Here is an 18,810-nt window from a genome sequence, read left to right on the forward strand (position 1 = left end):
GCTCAATCGGCGCGCGTGGAACGGGCGTAGCACTCCGAATCTCCCAGGCCGCTGTCTCCCGCAACCTGCTCGCCCTGGAGAAGGTCGTCGGGGTGGGGGGGGGGGGCCCCCCCCCCCCCCCCCCCCCCCCCCCCCCCCCCCCCCGGGGGGGGCCCCCCCCCCCCCCCCCCCCCCCCCCCGCCTCTTTGTCTGCCGTCCGACGACTCCTCGTGCGTACGGCGTCAGCGCATCTTTCCGCCGCGCGGCATCCGCATGCCCTTCGGCATCGGGCCCTTGGGCAGCGGCATGTTGCTCATCAGGTCGCCCATCGCGCGCAGCCGGTCGTTCGCGGCCGTCACCTGCGGGCCGGTGAGCACGCGCGGCATCTTGAGCATCTTGGTGCGCACCTTCTTCAGGGGCACCTGGCCCTCGTCGTTGCCGACGATGATGTCGTGCACCGGGACGTCCACCAGGATGCGCGCCATCTTCTTCTTCTCGGCCGCGAGCAGCAGCTTCACGCGGTTCGGGTTGCCCTCGCCGACCAGCACGATGCCCGCCTTGCCCACGGCGCGGTGCACGACGTCCTGGCTGCGGTTCATCGCGACCGCGGGTGTCGTCGTCCAGCCGCGGCCCACGCGGTCCAGCACCGCCGCAGCGGCGCCCGGCTGCCCCTCCATCTGCCCGAAGGCGGCACGCTCGGCACGCCGTCCGAAGACGATCGCCATCGCGAGGAGGGCCAGCACGAAGCCCAGGATGCCCAGATAGATCGGGTGGCCGATCAGGAAGCCGACCCCGAGGAGGACACCGAAGGTGACAATTCCCACGCCCGCGACGACAAGACCGACCTTCGGGTCGGACCGCCTGGCCATCTTGTAGGTCAGGGCGATCTGCTTGAGCCGCCCCGCGTTCTCGGCGCTGTCCGCGCCTTCAGTGTTTGCCTTCCTCGCCATGTACAGAAGTTTACGTGGCCTAGGAATGGTGGTCGGCCGCGGCCTCCAGTACGTACTCGGCCTCGACCCGGTCCTTGGCCCGGCGCCGGTCCTCCAGGACGGCGTTCCAGGCGTTGCGGCGGGCGGTGCGCTGGCCGCCGCCCAGGAACAGCGACTCGACGGCACGGAGGGCATCGGTGACGGAAGGGATGGCGGTGGCGCGTACCGGCACGGCCTGCATCGTGGAGATCTCCTCGGAGCGGATGTGCGGACTGAGTTGCGTGGACTCAGCTGCCCGGGCCGAACTGCCCGGGACTGCGTTGCGCGAAGTGGGTGGCGGGCGCTGGGGTGTGGGGCGTGGCGGCGGCAGCGGCCCGGACGGCTGCTGCCGGCCACCGCGTCGTGTGCACCCAGCGTCACTGCTCGGTGTTACCAGCGCATGACCGGTCGGTCAAACACCAATGAAACCTTGATACGGGCGCCGCGCACGCCGAAGCGGCCCATACGCGCCCCCGGCCTGCGGGGGAACGTACGGGCCGCGTCGAAACAGCGATTACCGCTCGGTAGCTTCTTGTGCTCGGATTCACACGGTGGGCGCCGCGGCGGTCGCGCCGCGACGCTCGATCGCCTGCTGGAAAAGACGGCCCGCGCGGTACGAGGAACGGACCAGCGGCCCGGACATCACGCCGGAGTAGCCGATCTCGTCGGCCTCCTCCTTCAGCTCCACGAACTCCTGCGGCTTCACCCAGCGCTCGACCGGGTGGTGGCGCACGGACGGCCGCAGGTACTGCGTGATCGTGATGAGCTCGCAACCCGCGTCGTACAGGTCCTGGAGCGCCTCGCTGACCTCCTCACGGGTCTCGCCCATGCCGAGGATCAGGTTGGACTTGGTCACCAGACCGGCCTCACGGGCCCGGGTGATGACCTCCAGGGAGCGCTCGTAACGGAAGCCGGGGCGGATCCGCTTGAAGATCCGCGGCACCGTCTCGACGTTGTGCGCGAGCACCTCGGGGCGCGACGAGAAGACCTCGGCGAGCTGCTCGGGCTCCGCGTTGAAGTCGGGGATCAGCAGCTCGACCTTGGTGCGGCCGGCCTCTCGCTCAGCGGTCAGCGCGTGGATCTGGCGCACGGTCTCCGCGTACAGCCAGGCACCGCCGTCCTCCAGGTCGTCGCGGGCGACGCCGGTGATGGTGGCGTAGTTCAGGTCCATCGTGACGACGGACTCGCCGACGCGGCGGGGCTCGTCCAGGTCCAGCGCCTGCGGCTTGCCCGTGTCGATCTGGCAGAAGTCACAGCGCCGGGTGCACTGGTCACCCCCGATGAGGAAGGTGGCCTCGCGGTCCTCCCAGCACTCGAAGATGTTGGGGCAGCCGGCCTCCTGGCACACCGTGTGCAGACCCTCGCTCTTCACGAGTTTCTGCAGCTGGTTGTATTCGGGGCCCATCTTCGCCCGGGTTTTGATCCACTCGGGCTTGCGCTCGATGGGGGTCTGGCTGTTCCGGACCTCAAGGCGCAGCATCTTGCGCCCGTCGGGTGCGACAGCGGACACTCCGGCACTCCCCTTTGCTTTCACTGCATTGGATTCTTCGGCGAACACCAGGGTACGCCCGTGGTTCATACGGCTTTACGTGTGGCCAACCTGTGGCCGGCAGGCCCTATTCCCCGGAGGGGGATCCGTAAGTCATGCCGTGGCCACGGCATCGGTCGGGCGCTCGACGGTGCGCGGGGCGAGCTCGGCGTTCTCCAGGACGTCCCGGAGGTGCTTCTCGACGACCGGGAGCACGTCCGCGATGGTGATGTCGCGGCCCAGCTCGTACGCCAGTGAGGTGACGCCGGCGTCCCGGATGCCGCACGGCACGATCCGGTCGAACCAGGTGTTGTCCGGGTTCACGTTGAAGGAGAAGCCGTGCATGGTGACGCCCTTGGCCACCCGGATGCCGATCGCCGCCAGCTTGCGGTCCTCGCGGCGCTGGCCGGCGTTGGACGGGGCGTACTCGGGGCCGTTCAGCCGGGCGTCGAACTCCTCGTCGTGCAGCCGCGGGTCGAAGTCGAGCGAGAGTCCACCGATCGCCGGGCGGTCCTCGACCGGGTCGCCGAGCACCCAGACGCCGCTGCGGCCCTCGACCCGGGTGGTCTCCACGCCGAACTCGGCGGCGGTACGGATCAGCGCGTCCTCCAGCCGCCGGACGTGCGCGACGACGTCCACCGGGCGGGGCAGCTTCTGGATCGGGTAGCCGACCAGCTGACCGGGGCCGTGCCAGGTGATCTTGCCGCCGCGGTCCACGTCGATGACGGGGGTACCGTCCAGCGGGCGTTCGCTGTCGGTCGTGCGCCGACCGGCCGTGTAGACCGGCGGGTGCTCCAGCAGCAGGCAGGTGTCGGGGACGGTGTCCTCGAATCTGGACGCGTGCACCTCGCGCTGCTTCTGCCAGGCCTCCTGGTAGTCGACGGCTTCCTCGCCGAATCCCAGCCGGACGAACCGAAGCTCAGCCACGACAGATGCCTCCCTACTTGTGGTGCCGTGCGTCCGGGGTGCCCGGAGCCGCGTCACCATGCACTGAAATCACGCCCCCGGCCACTGTACGACCGGCACTCGGGCGATGGCCCGGCAGGTCTTCCCGTCAGCGCCGACCTCAATCCTCACACGATCGGATGAAAGTGAAGCGAAGGTGGCTGTGACCACTGCGTAGGCCGCTAAATTCGCGCCGTTCCATAAGGGCTGCCCGCCCGGCCCCGAAGGCAGGAGACCGTACAGCTGATGTCGGAACGACCTCCGCAGCGCACCCCCAACCGCCGACTCGCCTCGCTCATCACGGAGGCCGGGTTCTCCAACGCCGGCCTCGCCCGCAGGGTGGACCAACTCGGCCTGGAGCACGGCCTCGACCTGCGGTACGACAAGACCTCCGTGACTCGCTGGCTGCGCGGTCAGCAGCCCCGCGGAACCACCCCCGCGCTGATCGCCGAGGTCTTCACCCGGCGGCTCGGGCGCCGTCTCTCCGCACAGGACCTGGGCCTCGACGCCTGCGCCCCGGTCTACGCGGGCCTGGAGTTCGCGGCCACGCCCGCGGAGGCGGTCGACATCGTCAGCGGGCTGTGGCGGAAGGACTCGGGCAGCCATGCGGAGCTGCGCAAGATCGCCTTCACCCCGGCCGGGCTCGTCGTCCCCAGCCGGGACTGGCTGATCGGACGGGCCGACGAGTGGGTGGGGCGGGGGAGCGAGCCCGCGCCCCAGACGCCCGGCGGGACCGGCGGGGACCACGGGGCGGGTGGGATCACGAGGCCCGCCGGGGCCGCCGGGCCCGCCGAGGCCGGTGCCCCCGCGCGGCCCGGTGGTCCGGGCGCGGCGCGCGGCCCGTACGGGGGGCACGGCGGGAGCCCGGCGAACGGCGCCGGTGGCCGGGGCGGCGCCCGCGGACCCGTCCCCTCCCGGCCCTTCGGTCCCGGTGCCCCACCGGGATCCCCCACCGCTGCGACGGCTCCGGCCCCGCTGGCCGCGGGGCTGCCGGGCGCCCCCGGCGTCCCGCGGCAACGGCAGTCCGAACGCGCCCCCGGCCAGCGGGTCAGCGGCGGTGACGTCGCCGCCCTGCGCTCGGTCGGCGAGCTCTTCCGGGCCCTGGACAACACCTACGGCGGCGGTCACGCCCGCCAGGCCCTCGTCCGGTACCTGGAGCACGAGACGGAACCCATGCTCCGCGGTACGTACGGGGAGGCCACCGGGCGCCGGCTCTTCGCCGCCGCCGCCGACCTGACCCGGCTGGCGGGCTGGACCTCGTACGACATCGCGGCCCACGGCCTGGCCCAGCGGTACTTCGTCCAGGCGCTGCGGCTGGCCCAGGCCGCCGGGGACCGCGCGTACGGCAGCTACGTGCTGATCACCATGAGCCGGCAGGCGGTCTACCTCGGCCACGGCAGGGAGGCCGTGCAGCTGGCCCGGGTGGCCCAGCAGGGCATCGGCTCCTCGGCGCCACCCGTGGTCCAGGCCCTGCTGCACGCCGTCGAGGCGCGCGGCCACGGGGTGCTCGGCGAGGCCAGGCCCTGCACCACCTCGCTGGCACGGGCGGAACACGCGCTGGAGATCGCCCGGTCGGGTGACGAGGTCCCGCACTGGGCGCGGTACTTCGACGAGGCCCAGCTCGCCGACGAGTTCGGGCACTGCCACCGGGACCTCCAGCAGTACCGGGCCGCGGCGCAGCACGCGGAGCGCTCCCTCCAGCTGCGCTCCCCGGCGTACGCCCGCAGCAGATTGTTCTGCCGGGTGGTGCTGGCCTCCGCCCGGCTCGGGCTCGGCGAGCTCGACCAGGCGTGCGCGCTCGGCGCCGAGGCCGCCCAGCAGGCCACGGAGATGCGGTCGGTGCGCGCGACGGAGTACGTGCGGGACTTCGAACGGCGCCTGGAGCCGTACCGGGACGCCGCCGCGGTACGCGGCTACCGCGACCGGGTGGCCGCGCTCGGCTGAGCCCGGGGAGGCCACCGGCGCGCCCCGGCCCGGTGTCGCGGACATGACGCCGTCGGACGAGCCCCGGGCGATCGCGGCCGGGCCTACGCGGCCTCGGGCAGCGCCGTCCCGCTCCCCGGCCGTACACCCAGGTCGGTGAGGATCGCGTCGGCCGCACGGTGGCCCGAGAACAGGGCCCCCTGGACCGTGCTCGTGTCGCGGTGGTCGCCGCACACGTACAGGCCGGCCAGCAGCCGCACCGGGCGGCGCGGATCGTGAGGGGCGGGCATCGCGGGGACCGCCTCCGGATCGTGGTGAGCGGCCAGCAGCTCCCAGTCGCCGGTGGGAGTGCCGTACAACGCGGCGAGATGGGTGCGGACCGTGCGGTCCAGGTCGGGCGGCGGGGTGCCGAGCACCGTCGAGCTGATCAGCGTGCGGCCCCGCGGGGCGCGCGAGGGGTCGACCGCGCTCATCACCGCAGTGTGGGCGACCGGGCCCGAGCGGTCGGCGTCCAGCAGCAGCGCGGCGCCGGTCGGCGGGGGAGCGGGGGCGGTGTGGTGAAGGACCGTCACGGGATGGAAGGGCGGCACCCGCAGACCCGGCAGCAGCTCGGCGGCGGCGCCCGCACCGGTCGCCAGCAGCAGGGAACGGCAGCCCAGTTCGCCGTGCTCCCTGGTGCGGACCGAGGTGATGTCGGCGGCCGTGACATGCACCCCGGTGCGTACGGTGCCGGGCGGCAGCGCCGCCGCGAGGAGTTCGGGCAGCGTCGCCGCGCCGCCCTCGGGCGCGCACAGCCTGCCGCTCGCATAGCCGCGCAGGGCCAGATCGGCGCACCGGCTGGACGTGCCTAGCTCCGGGTCGCTGAGCAGCGCGGAGAGCAGCGGGCGCAGAAAGCCGTTGACCGTACGGGAGGGCAGGCCGCGGTGGGACAGGGCGGCGAGCGCGGTCTGTTCGGGCCGGGCCAGGATGCGGGCGGACGGGGTGGCGGCGAGCCGGGTCAGGGCGGCGCCCAGCCGGGCCTGGTCGATCGGCCCGCCCATCGGTGGCCGGGGGGCGCTTGCCAGGGCGCGCGCTGCCTTGAATGCGCCCCGCGCGCCCCGCACATCGCCGGTCCGGTACTGACGGCCCTCGCTGTGGACGAGGACGCCCGGGGCGAAGTTGCGCAGCACCAGCCCTTCGAGGCCGGGCGTCGTGCGCAGGGCCGGGTAGGAGGTGCTGAGCAGTGGCCCGAGATGGTCGAGCCGGAAGCCGTCCATGTCGGTGGTGGTCATCCGGCCGCCGACCCGGGGGCCGGCCTCCAGGACGCTGACGCTTACCCCTGCGCTGGTCAGCCGGTGGGCGGCTGACAGGCCGGCGATCCCGGCCCCGATGATGACGACGTCCGCGTGGTGTGCCGTGCTGAGCACGTGCCCTCCCCGAGTCGGCGCAACTGGTGGGAGGCTCTTGCCCCCAACAGGCCCCCGGAATGCCCGAGTTCGCAAGGAGGGTAGGAAGGCGGCTGCTAAAGGCGCAGTCGCGCGCACCCGGGGCACCGTTGCACGGGGTCGCACGCCCGTCCGATTGGGTGAAGGGTGCGTCCGGGCTCAGCGCAGTGCCGCGCGGATCGCCGCGTCGATTCCCGGGAAGGCGAACACGAAGCCCGAGTCCAGCAGTTGACCCGGCAGTACCCGCTGACTGGCCAGCACGTCCTCGGCGAAGTCCCCCAGGGCGATCCGCAACGCCGGTGCCGGTGCCGTGAAGAGCGTGGGGCGGTGCAGCACCCGCCCCATCGCGGCCGTCACCTCGCGGTTGGTGACGGGGTCGGGGCCGGTCAGATTCACCGGGCCCGAGAGCGACTCCGTGTCCAGGATGTGGCGCAGCGCCGCGACCTCGTCGTGCAGTGCGATGAAGCTCCAGTACTGGCGCCCGTCGCCCAGCCGGCCGCCGAGCCCCGCCCGGAACAGCGGGAAGAGCCGGCCCCAGGCGCCGCCCTCGCGGCCGACGACCAGACCGGTGCGCGCGTGCACCGTCCGTACCCCCGCCTCCTCGGCGGGGGCCGTGGCCGCCTCCCACTCCACGCAGACGGACGGCAGGAATCCCTCACCGGCCGGGGCGCTCTCGTCGACGGCGCGGTCCCCGGTGTCGCCGTAGTAGCCGATCGCGGACCCGGACAGCAGCACCTTCGGCGGCACGTCCAGCGAGGCGACCGCCTCCGCGATCGCCGCCGTGCCCAGCACCCGGCTGTCCCGGATCTCCCGCTTGTACGCGGCGGTCCAGCGGTGGTCGCCGACCCCGGCCCCGGCGAGGTGGACGACGGCGTCGCAGCCCACCAGGCCCGCCACGTCGACGTAACCCCGCTTCGGATCCCACTCCACCTCGTCGCCGGCCCGCGCGGGGTGCCGCACCAGGCGCACCACCTCGTGCCCGTCGGCCCGCAGCGAGCGCATCAGCGCCGCTCCGATGAGTCCTGATGCTCCGGTGACAGCGATACGGGAGTGCGGCATGGGTCCATCCTGCCCCAGCGGCCCTGTGGGGCCCACCTGCCGGGGCCGCCTGCCCCTCGTTTCACCGGGGCGTACCGGGGTGGCGGAACCGGGCCGGCCGGGCGGTGAAACCGGGCTGACCGGGCCGGGGGCGCCATGGCACAGTGGCACGCATGTCCGAGACCCACACCCATCCGGTCCTCGTCCGCCCCGCCGTCCTCTCCGACGAGGCCGCACTCGGTGAGCTCGACCGCGCCACCTGGTCGCCGCTGCACGAGGTGGTGCCCAGGCCGCAGCCGCCGTACGAGCCGTTCTTCGACGAGCGCCACCTGCCCGAGGACTTCCTGGTGGCCGAGGCGGCGGACGCCGACGGCGAGCGGCACACGGCCGGATACCTCAGGCTGGTCCTGCCGACCCCGCTGGCCTGCAACTCCCATGTCCGGCAGATACAGGGCCTCGCCGTGGCCGACTGGGCGCGCGGCCGCGGTGTCGCGAGGACTCTGCTGCGGGCCGCCTTCGCGGCGGCGCGCCGCGAAGGGGCGAACCGGATGACGCTGCGGGTACTCGGACACAACACACCCGCGCGCGCCCTGTACGAGTCGGAGGGATTCGTCGTCGAAGGGGTGCTGCCCGGCGAGTTCTTCCTGCACGGGCGTTACGTGGACGACGTGCTGATGGGCCGCCCGCTCGCCCCGTGAGTAGACCGACCGGCAATTTTTTTGGGGGGCCTCAGGCTTCTTACGGCTTGAACAGACGCATGCCGCCCATGAGTTCGTGCAGGCAGCGCACCGCCAGCTCGGCGGGTGAGCCGGGCCCGGTCGTCGGGGCGTCCGTCTCCGACCAGGCCTCCAGCGCGACCCGTACCGCGTCCGTCGCGGCGGCCGCGGCGAGCCGGATCTCCAGCGGGTCCGCCCCGTCGCCCGCCAGCCGGGCCAGCACCGGCAGCAGCCGCTCCTCCGAATCCTGATTGACCCGGTACCAGACGGCCCGCAGCGCCGGGTCCTGTGCCGCCGCCCGCAGCAGCCCGCGCGTCACGCCCAGCTGCTCGGCGCCGTCCGCTCCCGGTGGCCGGAGCGCCTCGGCGACCGCCCGCTCCAGGGCCCCGGCGAGCGGCTCCCCGGGCTCGGCCGCCTCCAGCAGTGCCCGCCAGCGATCGCCGCCGCCGGAGAGCAGCGGGCCCACCGCGTCCTGCTTGGAGCGGAAGTAGCGGTAGAAGGTGCGCAGCGCCACCCCCGCCCGGCCGGCGATGTCCTCCGCCGTGGTGCCGTCGGGCCCGTGCTCGGCGAAGAGCGCCGCCGCGGCGCGCGCGATCTCCAGCTGGGTCGCGGCCTTCCGGCGCTCGGTGAGGGAGGGCTGACTCGGCTCGGTGCTCATTCCCAGGAGATTACCCCGGCGGAGTAGAAGCATGCGCGACATGCCATTGTGGCAAAACGTGCCACTCGGGCGTACGGTGGACATCGATCGGGACGTCACCGGGGCGCCGCCGAGCCGCTTCGTGACAGCAGTCACCGGGATCGGAAGAGAGACAGACATGAACCGCTACGAAGGTCGCCGCGTACTCATCACCGGAGGCGGCTCCGGCATCGGACAGGCCACCGTCCACCGCGTCCTCGCCGAGGGCGGCCACGTCGTCGCGGCCGACGTCAACGAGGCTGGGCTGAAGGCCACGTACGAGACGGCCGTGGCGAACGGCGCCGCCGAGCGCCTCACCACCCTCGCCCTGGACATCTCGGACGAGGCCGCGGTCCAGGCGGGCGTCGCCTCCGCCGTGGAGACCCTCGGCGGGCTCGACGTGCTGGTCAACGCGGCCGGGATCCTGCGCTCCGAGCACACCCACAAGACGACGCTGGAGTTCTTCAACAAGATCCTCGCCGTCAACCTCACGGGTACGTTCCTGATGATCCGCGAGGCGCTCCCGGCCCTGCTTGCGGGCGACGAGCCGGCCGTCGTGAACTTCTCCTCCACCTCGGCGAGCTTCGCGCACCCCTACATGTCGGCGTACGCGGCGAGCAAGGGCGGCATCCAGTCGATGACGCACGCGCTGGCGAGCGAGTACAGCAAGCAGGGGCTGCGGTTCGTCGCCGTCGCTCCTGGTTCGATCGCCTCCGACATGACCAGCGGCCACGGCCCCGGTCTGCCCGCCGACGCCGACATGTCGCTCTTCATGAAGCTGGCCCCGGCGCTCGGCGCGGGCTTCGCCAGCCCGGACACCGTCGCCGGCGTCGTCGCGATGCTCGGCTCCCGGGACGGGGCCTTCATCACCGGTACGGAGATCCGTATCGACGGCGGCACCCACTTCTGAGGTCCGGGGCGACAGCCCCTCAGCCGGGCCCGAACCGCTCCCAGAGCGAGGGGAAGCGCTCCGCCAGGACCGCGTCGTCCTCGAAGCTCACGGGGGTCCCCTCGGGCTCGGCGGCCTGGGGCGGCAGGCCGAGGTCCGGGGCGACCACGCCGGTGAGCTGTTCGTACGCCTCGTCGGCGGCGTAGCCGAGATCCTCGGCGTCCCCGTCGATCTCCTCGTCGAAGTCGTCGAGGAGATCGGCGAGGCTGTCCGGGTCGTGCAGAGCCCCCTCGAAGACCTCCCGGCCCTGGCCGATCAGCCAGCAGCGGAAGAAGTCGAAGGCGTCGTCGCTCGCGCCGCCGAGCAGTACGGCGGCGGCGCCCCACAGGTCCCAGCGGTAGGCGCGGTTGAAACGGGCCTCGAAGTGCCGGGCGAAGTCCAGCACCGCATCGGGATCGAGCCGCACCAGCCGTTCGACCAGCAGGTCGGCCTGATCCTCGGGATCGCCCCCGGCGGCCGTGCGGGTGCCGTCGATGAGCTCCCAGAACTCCGTCTCGTCCATCACGGGTCAAGCATCGGCCCTGGCAGCGGCCCATGCACGCGGACGCGGCGAGAGATGTTCCTCAGCGATAGAGCTCGCGCAGACGTTCGGCGGCCGCGGTGAAACGCTCCCGCAGGGCGGCCGGCGCCAGCACCTCCGACTCCGGCCCCAGAGACAGCAGTTGGCTGTAGGCGACCTCCATCGACTCGACCCGCAGGGTGAGCGCGAGCCACCCCTCGGCATCCGGCGGGCCGGCCGCGTCCAGAGCGTCATGGACCGCCGAACGGTCCATGACGTACGGCAGTCGGCGTACACCCTCGGGCGACACCCGCACCGTCACTTCGGCCCGCAGCAGCGACCGGGCGAACTGCGCGGCCCGCTCCTCCCAGAAGCCCGCCAGATCGAACCGCCCGTCGCGCTCGAACCGCTCGTCCGACACCGTCACGGCCGAGAACCGGTCGATCCGGTACACCCGGAAGTCGTCGCCCGCCCGGGCGCAGACGTACCAGACCCCGGCCTTCAGGACGAGCCCGTACGGTGCCAGCTCCCGCTCCACCTCGCCGTCCGCACCGCCCCGGCGGTAGCGGGCACGGATGATCCGGTCGTCCCGGACGGCCTCGGCGACGGCCGGCAGCAGTTCGGGAGTGACCGGCTCCTGGTACCAGCCCGGAGCATCCAGGTGGAAGCGCCGGGCGGCGTTCTCGGAGGCGTCCCGCAGCGAGGGCAGCAGGGCCGCCGACACCTTGAGCCGGGCGGCGGAGGCGGCGTCCTCCAGCCCCATCTCGCGCAGCGCGGACGGCAGCCCGGAGAGGAAGAGCGCCTCCGCCTCGTCACGGGCCAGGCCGGTCAGGCGCGTGCGGTAGCCGCCGATCAGGCGGTAGCCCCCGGCCCGGCCCCGGTCCGCGTACACCGGGACACCCGCCTCCGAGAGCGCCTGGGCGTCCCGGGTCACGGTCCGCTCCGACACCTCCAGTTCGCGGGCGAGCTCGGCGGCGGTCATGGCCGGGCGGGACTGCAGGAGCAGCACCATTCTGATCAGACGGGCAGCACGCATCCTGCCATTGTGAGCGCAGAACGCGCGCCCCCGGTCACCGGACGGCCCGCTTCAGGGGACCGCCCGGCGACCGGGGGCGAAGCGGCGGCCGGGCGTACCCGGCCGCCCAGGCATCACAGCCCGTACCGCTCCCGGGCCTCCTTGACCGCGGACGCGGGCACCTCGCCGCGGCGGGCCAGCTGGGCCAGCGCCGCGACCACGATGGACTGCGCGTCGACACCGAAGTGACGGCGGGCGGCGTCGCGGGTGTCGGAGAGGCCGAAGCCGTCGGTGCCGAGCGAGGACCAGTCCTGCTCCACCCACTGGCTGATCTGGTCCGGGACCTGACGCATCCAGTCGCTGACCGCGAGGACCGGACCCGGTGCACCCTCCAGCGCCTGGGTCACGTACGGCACCCGCTGCTCACCGCGGAGCAGCGCCTCGTCGCACTCCAGCGCCTCTCGGCGCAGCTCGCCCCAGGAGGTGGCGGACCAGACGTCGGCCGTGACCCCCCACTCCGAGGCCAGCAGCTCCTGCGCCTTGAGTGCCCAGTGGATCGCCGTACCGGAGGCCAGCAGCTGTGCCCGCGGGGCGTCCGCCGAGGCGGGCGTGCCCTCCTTGAAGCGGTACAGGCCCTTGACGATGCCCTCCTCGACGCCTTCCGGCATCGCGGGCTGCGGCTTCGGCTCGTTGTAGACCGTCAGGTAGTAGAAGACGTTCTCGGCCTCGGGGCCGTACATCCGCCGCAGACCGTCCTTGACGATCACCGCGATCTCGTACGCGAACGCCGGGTCGTAGTTGAGCGACGCGGGGTTCGTGGCGGCGATCAGCTGCGAGTGGCCGTCCGCGTGCTGGAGGCCCTCACCGGTCAGCGTCGTGCGGCCCGCCGTGGCACCGACGATGAAGCCCTTGCCGAGCTGGTCGGCGAGCTGCCACATCTGGTCGCCGGTGCGCTGCCAGCCGAACATCGAGTAGAAGATGTAGAAGGGGATCATCGTCTCGCCGTGCGTCGCGTACGACGTCGACGCGGCGATGAAGTCGGCCATGGCCCCGGCCTCGGTGATCCCCTCGTTGAGGATCTGGCCGTCCTTGGCCTCCTTGTAGTACATCAGCTGGTCGCGGTCGACCGGATCGTACGTCTGGCCCAGCGGCGAGTAGATGCCGGCCGACGGGAACAGCGACTCCATACCGAAGGTACGGGCCTCGTCCGGGACGATCGGAACCCAGCGCCTGCCGGTCTCCTTGTCCCGCATCAGGTCCTTGACCAGGCGGACGAAGGCCATGGTCGTGGCCATCTCCTGCTTGCCGGAGCCCTTCTTGAGCGCGGCGAACGCCCGATCCTCGGGCTGCGGCAGCGCCGCGGCGTGCACCCGGCGGGCCGGGGCGGGACCGCCGAGGGCGGCGCGGCGCTCCTGGAGGTAACGGACCTCGGGTGAGCCGGCGCCCGGGTGGCCGTAGGGGACCAGGCCGTCGGCGAAGGCACTGTCCGGGATCGGGAGTCCGAGCAGCTCGCGCATGTCCTTGAACTCGTCGACGGACAGCTTCTTCATCTGGTGGTTGGCGTTCTTGGACTCGAAGCCCTTGCCGAGTGTGAAGCCCTTCACCGTCTGGGCGAGGATCACGGTCGGCGCGCCCTTGTGCTCGACGGCCGCCTTGTACGCCGCGTACACCTTGTGGGCCTCGTGGCCGCCGCGCGAGGTGTAGAAGCACTCGGCGATCTTCGCGTCGGTGAGCAGCTTCGCCAGCTCGGCGAGCGCGGGCTCGGCGCCGAAGAAGTGCTCGCGGATGTACGAGACGTCGCGGGTGGCGTACGTCTGGAACTGCGCGTCCGGGACCTCGCGGAGCCGGCGGACCAGCGCACCGGTGGTGTCCAGCTGGAAGAGCTCGTCCCAGGCGTTGCCCCAGAGCGTCTTGACGACGTTCCAGCCGGCGCCGCGGAACGCGCCCTCCAGCTCCTGGACCACCCGGAAGTTGGCGCGGACCGGGCCGTCGAGGCGCTGCAGGTTGCAGTTGATGACGAAGGTCAGGTTGTCGAGGCCCTCACGGGCCGCCAGCGCGAGGGCGGCGGTCGACTCGGGCTCGTCCATCTCGCCGTCGCCCAGGAAGGCCCAGACGTGAGAGTTCGACGTGTCCTTGATGTTGCGGTTGGCGAGGTAGCGGTTGAAGCGCGCCTGGTAGATCGCCGAGAGCGGGCCGAGGCCCATCGAAACGGTGGGGAACTCCCACAGCCAGGGCAGCCGCCGCGGGTGCGGGTAGGACGGCAGACCGTCGCCGCCCGCCTCCTGGCGGAAGTTGTCGAGCTGCTGCTCGCTGAGGCGCCCGTCGAGGAAGGCGCGGGCGTAGATGCCGGGGGAGGCGTGGCCCTGGATGTAGAGCTGGTCGCCGGAGCCGTCCCCCTCCTTGCCGCGGAAGAAGTGGTTGAAGCCGGTCTCGTACAGCCAGGCCGCCGAGGCGAAGGTGGCGATGTGGCCGCCGACACCGAAGCGGGAGCCGCGGGTGACCATCGCGGCGGCGTTCCAGCGGTTCCAGGCGGTGATCCTGGACTCCATCTCCAGGTCGCCGTCGAACGCGGGCTCGGCGGCGGTCGGGATGGAGTTTACGTAATCGGTCTCCAGCAGCTTGGGCAGCGCGAGACCGGCGCCCTCGGCGTGTTCGAGCGAGCGACGCATCAGGTACGCGGCCCGGTGCGGGCCCGCGGCCTTGGTGACGGCATCCAGGGAGGCCGCCCATTCGGCGGTCTCCTCGGGGTCACGGTCCGGGAGCTGGTCGAGCTCGCTCGGAAGCTTTCCTACGGGGTCGGTCATGATCGCCGCCTTCCGGAGTGGAGGGGGGTGGAGAAGGCCCTGACTGGCAGGACAGGGCGATGGGGCCGGTGGGCCCGCGAAGTGAACTGTAAGTCGCCGATCGATGATCGATCAAAGGGTGAAGCGCAAAACTTCTCGATATGAAGAAATTGGCATGCGGTGCCGCGAAACGGGGCACGGAGTGACGGGATTTAGCGCACAAAAAGGGCGCTCGCCTGCACAGGCGAGCACCCTCTACGACAGATGCGACGACCCTCAAGGGTCCTCAGGCGCGCGGCGCGCAGCCGAGTACGTGGGCCTTGGCCAGCACCCCGATGTCCGGGTCCTTGCGCAGGAACGCCTCGATGAGCGCCTCGTGCTCCTCCGCGTACGACTTCTGCACCGTGCCCAGCCACCGGATCGACAGCGCGGTGAACACCTCGATGCCCAGCCCCTCCCAGGTGTGCAGCAGCACCGCGTTCCCGGCGGCCCGCACCATCTCGCGGTGGAAGCCCACGGTGTGCCGTACCTGCGCCTCGCCGTCGGCCAGCCGGTCCGCCTCGTAGAGCGCCCTCACGTACGGTGTGAGGCGCGAGCAGTCCTCGCCGAGGGCCGGCGCCGCCAGCTCCGCCGCGATCTGCTCCAGACCGGCCCGTACCGGATAGCTCTCCTCCAGGTCGGCGGCGGTCAGATTGCGGACCCGTACGCCCTTGTTGGGCGCCGACTCGATCAGCCGGAGCGTCTCCAGCTCCCGCAGCGCCTCGCGCACGGGCGTCTGGCTGACCTCCAGCTCGGTGGCGATCCGGCGCTCCACGATCCGCTCACCGGGCTTCCAGCGCCCGCTGACGATCCCGTCCACGATGTGCTCGCGGATCTGTTCGCGCAGCGAGTGGACGACGGGCGGGGTCATGAGGGGCTCCTTCGAGGCAAACCGGTGCTGTCCGCACCGTCCACGATTGCCGGGGCGACCGGTGGTGTCTAGACAATACGGCGGCGCCCCCGCCCGGAAGTGTTCCGGACGGGGGCGCCGCTGGTGAGGCTGGTTACAGCCGGAGGGCTCAGAGGCCGAGCTCGACCTCGAACTCACCGGCCTCCAGGATCGCCTTGACCGAGGTCAGGTAACGGGCGGCGTCCGCGCCGTCCACCAGACGGTGGTCGTAGGAGAGCGACAGGTACGTCATGTCGCGGACACCGATGACGGTGCCCTCCTCGGTCTCGATGACCGCCGGACGCTTGACCGTGGCACCGATGCCCAGGATGGCTGCCTGGTTCGGCGGCACGATGACGGTGTCGAACAGCGCACCGCGCGAGCCGGTGTTGCTGATGGTGAAGGTGGCACCGGACATGTCGTCCGGCGTCAGGCCGCCGCCGCGGGCCTTGCCGGCCAGCTCGGCGGTCTTCTTCGAGATACCGGCGATGTTCAGGTCGCCCGCACCCTTGATGACCGGGGTCATCAGACCCTTCTCGGCGTCCACGGCGATGCCGATGTTCTCCGAGTCGAAGTACGTGATGGTGCCCTCGTCCTCGTTGATCCGGGCGTTGATGACCGGGTGGGCCTTCAGCGCCTGGGCCGCCGCCTTGACGTAGAACGGCATCGGGGACAGCTTGACGCCCTCGCGGGCGGCGAACGCGTCCTTCGCCTTGTTGCGCAGCTTCATCAGCTTGGTGACGTCGACCTCGACGACCGAGGTCAGCTGGGCCTGCGAGTGCAGGGCCTTCATCATGTTGTCGCCGATGACCTTGCGCATGCGGGTCATCTTCACCGTCTGACCGCGCAGCGGGGACGCCTCCAGCTTCGGCGCCTTCGAGGCGGCCGTAGCAACGGCGGCGGCCGGAGCCGGAGCCGGGGCGGCTGCGGCGGCCCTGGCGGCCTCCGCGGCGGCGACGACGTCCTGCTTGCGGATACGGCCACCGACGCCGGTGCCCTTGACCGAGCCCAGGTCGACGCCGTTCTCGGCGGCGAGCTTGCGGACCAGCGGCGTGACGTACGCGCCGTCGTCACCGGAGGTCGCGGCCGGAGCGGCCGGGGTGACCGGAGCCGGAGCGGCGACCGGTGCGGCCGGAGCCGGAGCGGCGGCCACGGGCGCCGGGGCAGCGGGCGCCACCGGGGCCGGAGCCGGAGCGGGAGCGGCCGGGGCGGGAGCGGCCGGGGCCGGAGCGGGAGCGGCCGGGGCGGCAGCGGCCGGGGCCGGAGCCGGAGCCGGAGCCGGAGCGGCCACGGGGGCCGGCGCGGCCGGAGCCGGAGCGGCGGCCGGGGCAGCACCCGCGGCACCGATGACGGCGAGCTTGGCGCCGACCTCGGCGGTCTCGTCCTCGGCGACGACGATCTCCAGCAGCACACCGGAAACCGGGGCCGGGATCTCGGTGTCGACCTTGTCCGTGGAGACCTCCAGGAGGGGCTCGTCCTCCGTGACCTCCTCGCCGACCTCCTTCAGCCAGCGGGTGACGGTGCCCTCGGTGACGCTCTCGCCGAGCGCCGGGAGGGTGACGTCGGTACCGGCGGCGCCACCGGCCGGTGCGGCGGCGGCCGGAGCCTCGGCCGCAGGGGCCGGTGCGGCGGCGGGGGCCTCGGCGACCGGCGCCGGGGCCGGGGCGGCCGCGGGCTCGGCGGCCGGAGCCGCGGCGGCCACGGGTGCGCCCGTGCCGTCGTCGATGACGGCCAGCTCGGCGCCGACCTCGACGGTCTCGTCCTCGGCGACCTTGATGGCGGCCAGGATGCCGGCCGCGGGGGCCGGGATCTCGGTGTCGACCTTGTCGGTCGAAACCTCGAGCAACGGCTCGTCGGCCTCGACGCGCTCGCCCTCGGCCTTCAGCCAGCGGGTGACAGTGCCCTCGGTGACGCTCTCGCCGAGCGCCGGAAGGGTTACGGAAACCGACATGGTTTCAGTTGCTCCTTACGAATGTGCGGAAGTAGGTCGGTCGTCGCGCCCGGTCGACCGGATCAGTCGTGGGAGTGCAGCGGCTTGCCGGCGAGGGCCAGGTGGGCCTCGCCCATGGCCTCGTTCTGCGTCGGGTGGGCGTGGATGAGCTGCGCGACCTCGGCGGGCAGCGCTTCCCAGTTGTAGATCAGCTGGGCTTCGCCGACCTGCTCGCCCATACGGTCACCCACCATGTGGACGCCGACCACGGCACCGTCCTTGACCTGGACGAGCTTGATCTCGCCCGCGGTCTTGAGGATCTTGCTCTTGCCGTTGCCCGCGAGGTTGTACTTCAGGGCGACGACCTTGTCCGCGCCGTAGAGCTCCTTGGCCTTGGCCTCGGTGATACCGACGGAGGCGACCTCGGGGTGGCAGTACGTCACCCGCGGGACACCGTCGTAGTCGATCGGAACGGTCTTCAGACCGGCCAGCCGCTCCGCCACCAGGATGCCCTCGGCGAAGCCGACGTGCGCGAGCTGGAGCGTCGGGGCCAGGTCGCCCACCGCCGAGATGGTGGGCACGTTGGTCTGCATGTACTCGTCGACGAGGACGTAACCGCGGTCCATCGCGACGCCGGCCTCCTCGTAGCCCAGGCCCTGCGAGACCGGGCCGCGGCCGATGGCGACCAGCAGCACCTCGGCGTCGAAGGTCTTGCCGTCGGCGAGGGTCACGCGGACGCCGTCCTGCGTGTACTCGGCGCTCTGGAAGAACGTACCGAGGTTGAACTTGATGCCGCGCTTGCGGAAGGCGCGCTCAAGAAGCTTCGAGCTGTTCTCGTCCTCGACCGGGACGAGGTGCTTCAGACCCTCGATGATCGTCACGTCGGTGCCGAAGGACGTCCACGCCGAGGCGAATTCGACGCCGATGACGCCGCCGCCCAGCACGATCGCGGACTTCGGGACGCGGTCCAGCTTGAGCGCGTGGTCCGACGAGATGATGCGGTTGCCGTCGATCTCCAGGCCGGGCAGCGACTTCGGCACGGAGCCGGTCGCGAGCAGCACGTGGCGGCCCTGGACGCGCTGGCCGTTCACATCCACCGAGGTGGGGGAGGACAGCCGTCCCTCACCCTCGATGTAGGTGACCTTGCGCGAGGCGATGAGCCCCTGCAGACCCTTGTACAGGCCCGAGATCACGTCGTCCTTGTACTTGTGGACGGCGTCGATGTCGATGCCCTCGAAGGTGGCCTTGACACCGAACTGCTCGGACTCGCGCGCCTGGTCGGCGATCTCGCCGGCGTGCAGCAGAGCCTTCGTGGGGATACAGCCGTTGTGCAGGCAGGTGCCGCCGACCTTGCCCTTCTCGATCAGAGCGACGTCCAGGCCCAGCTGCGCTCCGCGCAGGGCCGCGGCGTAACCGCCGCTACCACCGCCGAGGATCACTAGGTCGAAAACGGTGCTGGCGTCGTTCGCCACGTCACGTCCTCCATGCATGTGCGCCGTACGCCGGGCC

General features: G+C 72.1%; 16 protein-coding genes. 3 read left to right on the plus strand and 13 right to left on the minus strand.

Going from position 1 to position 18,810, the window contains the following annotated elements:
- Nucleotides 1-221 precede the first annotated feature (221 nt).
- The 4 genes from ACIRJP_RS03305 to lipB form a co-directional block, all read right to left on the minus strand.
- Nucleotides 222-929 (minus strand): DUF4191 domain-containing protein, encoded by a 708-nt coding sequence (locus ACIRJP_RS03305; protein ID WP_266736869.1) that lies wholly within the window; start codon nt 927-929, stop codon nt 222-224.
- A 19-nt stretch (nt 930-948) separates the two neighbouring features.
- A complete protein-coding gene (locus ACIRJP_RS03310) occupies nt 949-1,149 on the minus strand; it encodes a hypothetical protein (RefSeq protein ID WP_404167676.1) in 201 nt (66 codons plus the stop codon).
- Nucleotides 1,150-1,491: 342 nt separating this feature from the next.
- Nucleotides 1,492-2,457, minus strand: a complete 966-nt coding sequence (gene lipA, locus ACIRJP_RS03315; RefSeq protein WP_404167678.1) for a lipoyl synthase — start codon at nt 2,455-2,457, stop codon at nt 1,492-1,494.
- 132 nt (nt 2,458-2,589) lie between these two features.
- A complete protein-coding gene (gene lipB / locus ACIRJP_RS03320; protein WP_404167680.1) occupies nt 2,590-3,402 on the minus strand; it encodes a lipoyl(octanoyl) transferase LipB in 813 nt (270 codons plus the stop codon).
- 264 nt (nt 3,403-3,666) lie between these two features.
- Between lipB and ACIRJP_RS03325 the strand changes: the two genes are divergently transcribed.
- Complete coding sequence (locus ACIRJP_RS03325) at nt 3,667-5,364, plus strand: regulator (RefSeq protein ID WP_404167682.1); 1,698 nt, start codon at nt 3,667-3,669, stop codon at nt 5,362-5,364.
- A gap of 83 nt (nt 5,365-5,447) precedes the next feature.
- Here the strand turns inward: ACIRJP_RS03325 and ACIRJP_RS03330 are convergent, their stop codons facing one another.
- Together ACIRJP_RS03330 and ACIRJP_RS03335 are read right to left on the minus strand one after the other, a co-directional pair.
- A complete protein-coding gene (locus tag ACIRJP_RS03330) occupies nt 5,448-6,749 on the minus strand; it encodes an NAD(P)/FAD-dependent oxidoreductase (protein ID WP_404167684.1) in 1,302 nt (433 codons plus the stop codon).
- A 177-nt stretch (nt 6,750-6,926) separates the two neighbouring features.
- On the minus strand, nt 6,927-7,826 hold the full coding sequence (locus ACIRJP_RS03335; protein WP_404167686.1) for a TIGR01777 family oxidoreductase: 900 nt from the start codon (nt 7,824-7,826) through the stop codon (nt 6,927-6,929).
- Between the two features lie 152 nt (nt 7,827-7,978).
- On the opposite strand from ACIRJP_RS03335, the gene ACIRJP_RS03340 reads away from it, so the two are divergent.
- On the plus strand, nt 7,979-8,503 hold the full coding sequence (locus ACIRJP_RS03340) for a GNAT family N-acetyltransferase (RefSeq protein ID WP_404167688.1): 525 nt from the start codon (nt 7,979-7,981) through the stop codon (nt 8,501-8,503).
- 40 nt (nt 8,504-8,543) lie between these two features.
- Here ACIRJP_RS03340 and ACIRJP_RS03345 read toward each other — a convergent pair whose 3' ends face one another.
- Nucleotides 8,544-9,179, minus strand: coding sequence for a TetR family transcriptional regulator (locus ACIRJP_RS03345; protein WP_404167690.1), 636 nt, complete (start codon nt 9,177-9,179; stop codon nt 8,544-8,546).
- A 157-nt stretch (nt 9,180-9,336) separates the two neighbouring features.
- Here ACIRJP_RS03345 and ACIRJP_RS03350 point away from each other — a divergent pair, with 157 nt between their 5' ends.
- The gene (locus ACIRJP_RS03350) at nt 9,337-10,107 is read left to right on the plus strand and encodes an SDR family NAD(P)-dependent oxidoreductase (protein ID WP_404167692.1); all 771 of its coding nucleotides are present in this window, start codon (nt 9,337-9,339) and stop codon (nt 10,105-10,107) included.
- 19 nt (nt 10,108-10,126) lie between these two features.
- Here ACIRJP_RS03350 and ACIRJP_RS03355 read toward each other — a convergent pair whose 3' ends face one another.
- The 6 genes from ACIRJP_RS03355 to lpdA form a co-directional block, all read right to left on the minus strand.
- Nucleotides 10,127-10,648, minus strand: a complete 522-nt coding sequence (locus ACIRJP_RS03355; RefSeq protein ID WP_358951865.1) for a DUF4240 domain-containing protein — start codon at nt 10,646-10,648, stop codon at nt 10,127-10,129.
- A 61-nt stretch (nt 10,649-10,709) separates the two neighbouring features.
- On the minus strand, nt 10,710-11,681 hold the full coding sequence (locus ACIRJP_RS03360; RefSeq protein WP_404167693.1) for a helix-turn-helix transcriptional regulator: 972 nt from the start codon (nt 11,679-11,681) through the stop codon (nt 10,710-10,712).
- Nucleotides 11,682-11,794: 113 nt separating this feature from the next.
- The gene (gene aceE / locus ACIRJP_RS03365; RefSeq protein WP_404167695.1) at nt 11,795-14,464 is read right to left on the minus strand and encodes a pyruvate dehydrogenase (acetyl-transferring), homodimeric type; all 2,670 of its coding nucleotides are present in this window, start codon (nt 14,462-14,464) and stop codon (nt 11,795-11,797) included.
- 265 nt (nt 14,465-14,729) lie between these two features.
- On the minus strand, nt 14,730-15,353 hold the full coding sequence (locus tag ACIRJP_RS03370; RefSeq protein ID WP_404167697.1) for a GntR family transcriptional regulator: 624 nt from the start codon (nt 15,351-15,353) through the stop codon (nt 14,730-14,732).
- A gap of 148 nt (nt 15,354-15,501) precedes the next feature.
- Entirely contained in the window at nt 15,502-17,322 is a 1,821-nt protein-coding gene (gene sucB / locus ACIRJP_RS03375; RefSeq protein WP_404167699.1) for a 2-oxoglutarate dehydrogenase, E2 component, dihydrolipoamide succinyltransferase, read from the minus strand.
- Nucleotides 17,323-17,384: 62 nt separating this feature from the next.
- A complete protein-coding gene (lpdA, locus tag ACIRJP_RS03380) occupies nt 17,385-18,773 on the minus strand; it encodes a dihydrolipoyl dehydrogenase (protein WP_266736850.1) in 1,389 nt (462 codons plus the stop codon).
- Nucleotides 18,774-18,810: the final 37 nt, after the last annotated feature.

The organism is Streptomyces sp. NPDC102437 (assembly GCF_044765565.1).
Taxonomy (GTDB): Bacteria; Actinomycetota; Actinomycetes; order Streptomycetales; family Streptomycetaceae; genus Streptomyces.

Coding starts and splice junctions, on each gene's coding strand:
- ACIRJP_RS03335 (WP_404167686.1), bottom strand. CDS start 7,826: ATGCCGCACTCCCGTATCGCTGTCACCGGAGCATCAGGACTCATCGGA.
- ACIRJP_RS03350 (WP_404167692.1), top strand. CDS start 9,337: ATGAACCGCTACGAAGGTCGCCGCGTACTCATCACCGGAGGCGGCTCC.
- ACIRJP_RS03310 (WP_404167676.1), bottom strand. CDS start 1,149: ATGCAGGCCGTGCCGGTACGCGCCACCGCCATCCCTTCCGTCACCGAT.
- ACIRJP_RS03360 (WP_404167693.1), bottom strand. CDS start 11,681: ATGCGTGCTGCCCGTCTGATCAGAATGGTGCTGCTCCTGCAGTCCCGC.
- ACIRJP_RS03355 (WP_358951865.1), bottom strand. CDS start 10,648: ATGGACGAGACGGAGTTCTGGGAGCTCATCGACGGCACCCGCACGGCC.
- aceE (WP_404167695.1), bottom strand. CDS start 14,464: ATGACCGACCCCGTAGGAAAGCTTCCGAGCGAGCTCGACCAGCTCCCG.
- ACIRJP_RS03305 (WP_266736869.1), bottom strand. CDS start 929: ATGGCGAGGAAGGCAAACACTGAAGGCGCGGACAGCGCCGAGAACGCG.
- ACIRJP_RS03370 (WP_404167697.1), bottom strand. CDS start 15,353: ATGACCCCGCCCGTCGTCCACTCGCTGCGCGAACAGATCCGCGAGCAC.
- ACIRJP_RS03325 (WP_404167682.1), top strand. CDS start 3,667: ATGTCGGAACGACCTCCGCAGCGCACCCCCAACCGCCGACTCGCCTCG.
- ACIRJP_RS03345 (WP_404167690.1), bottom strand. CDS start 9,179: ATGAGCACCGAGCCGAGTCAGCCCTCCCTCACCGAGCGCCGGAAGGCC.
- ACIRJP_RS03340 (WP_404167688.1), top strand. CDS start 7,979: ATGTCCGAGACCCACACCCATCCGGTCCTCGTCCGCCCCGCCGTCCTC.
- sucB (WP_404167699.1), bottom strand. CDS start 17,322: ATGTCGGTTTCCGTAACCCTTCCGGCGCTCGGCGAGAGCGTCACCGAG.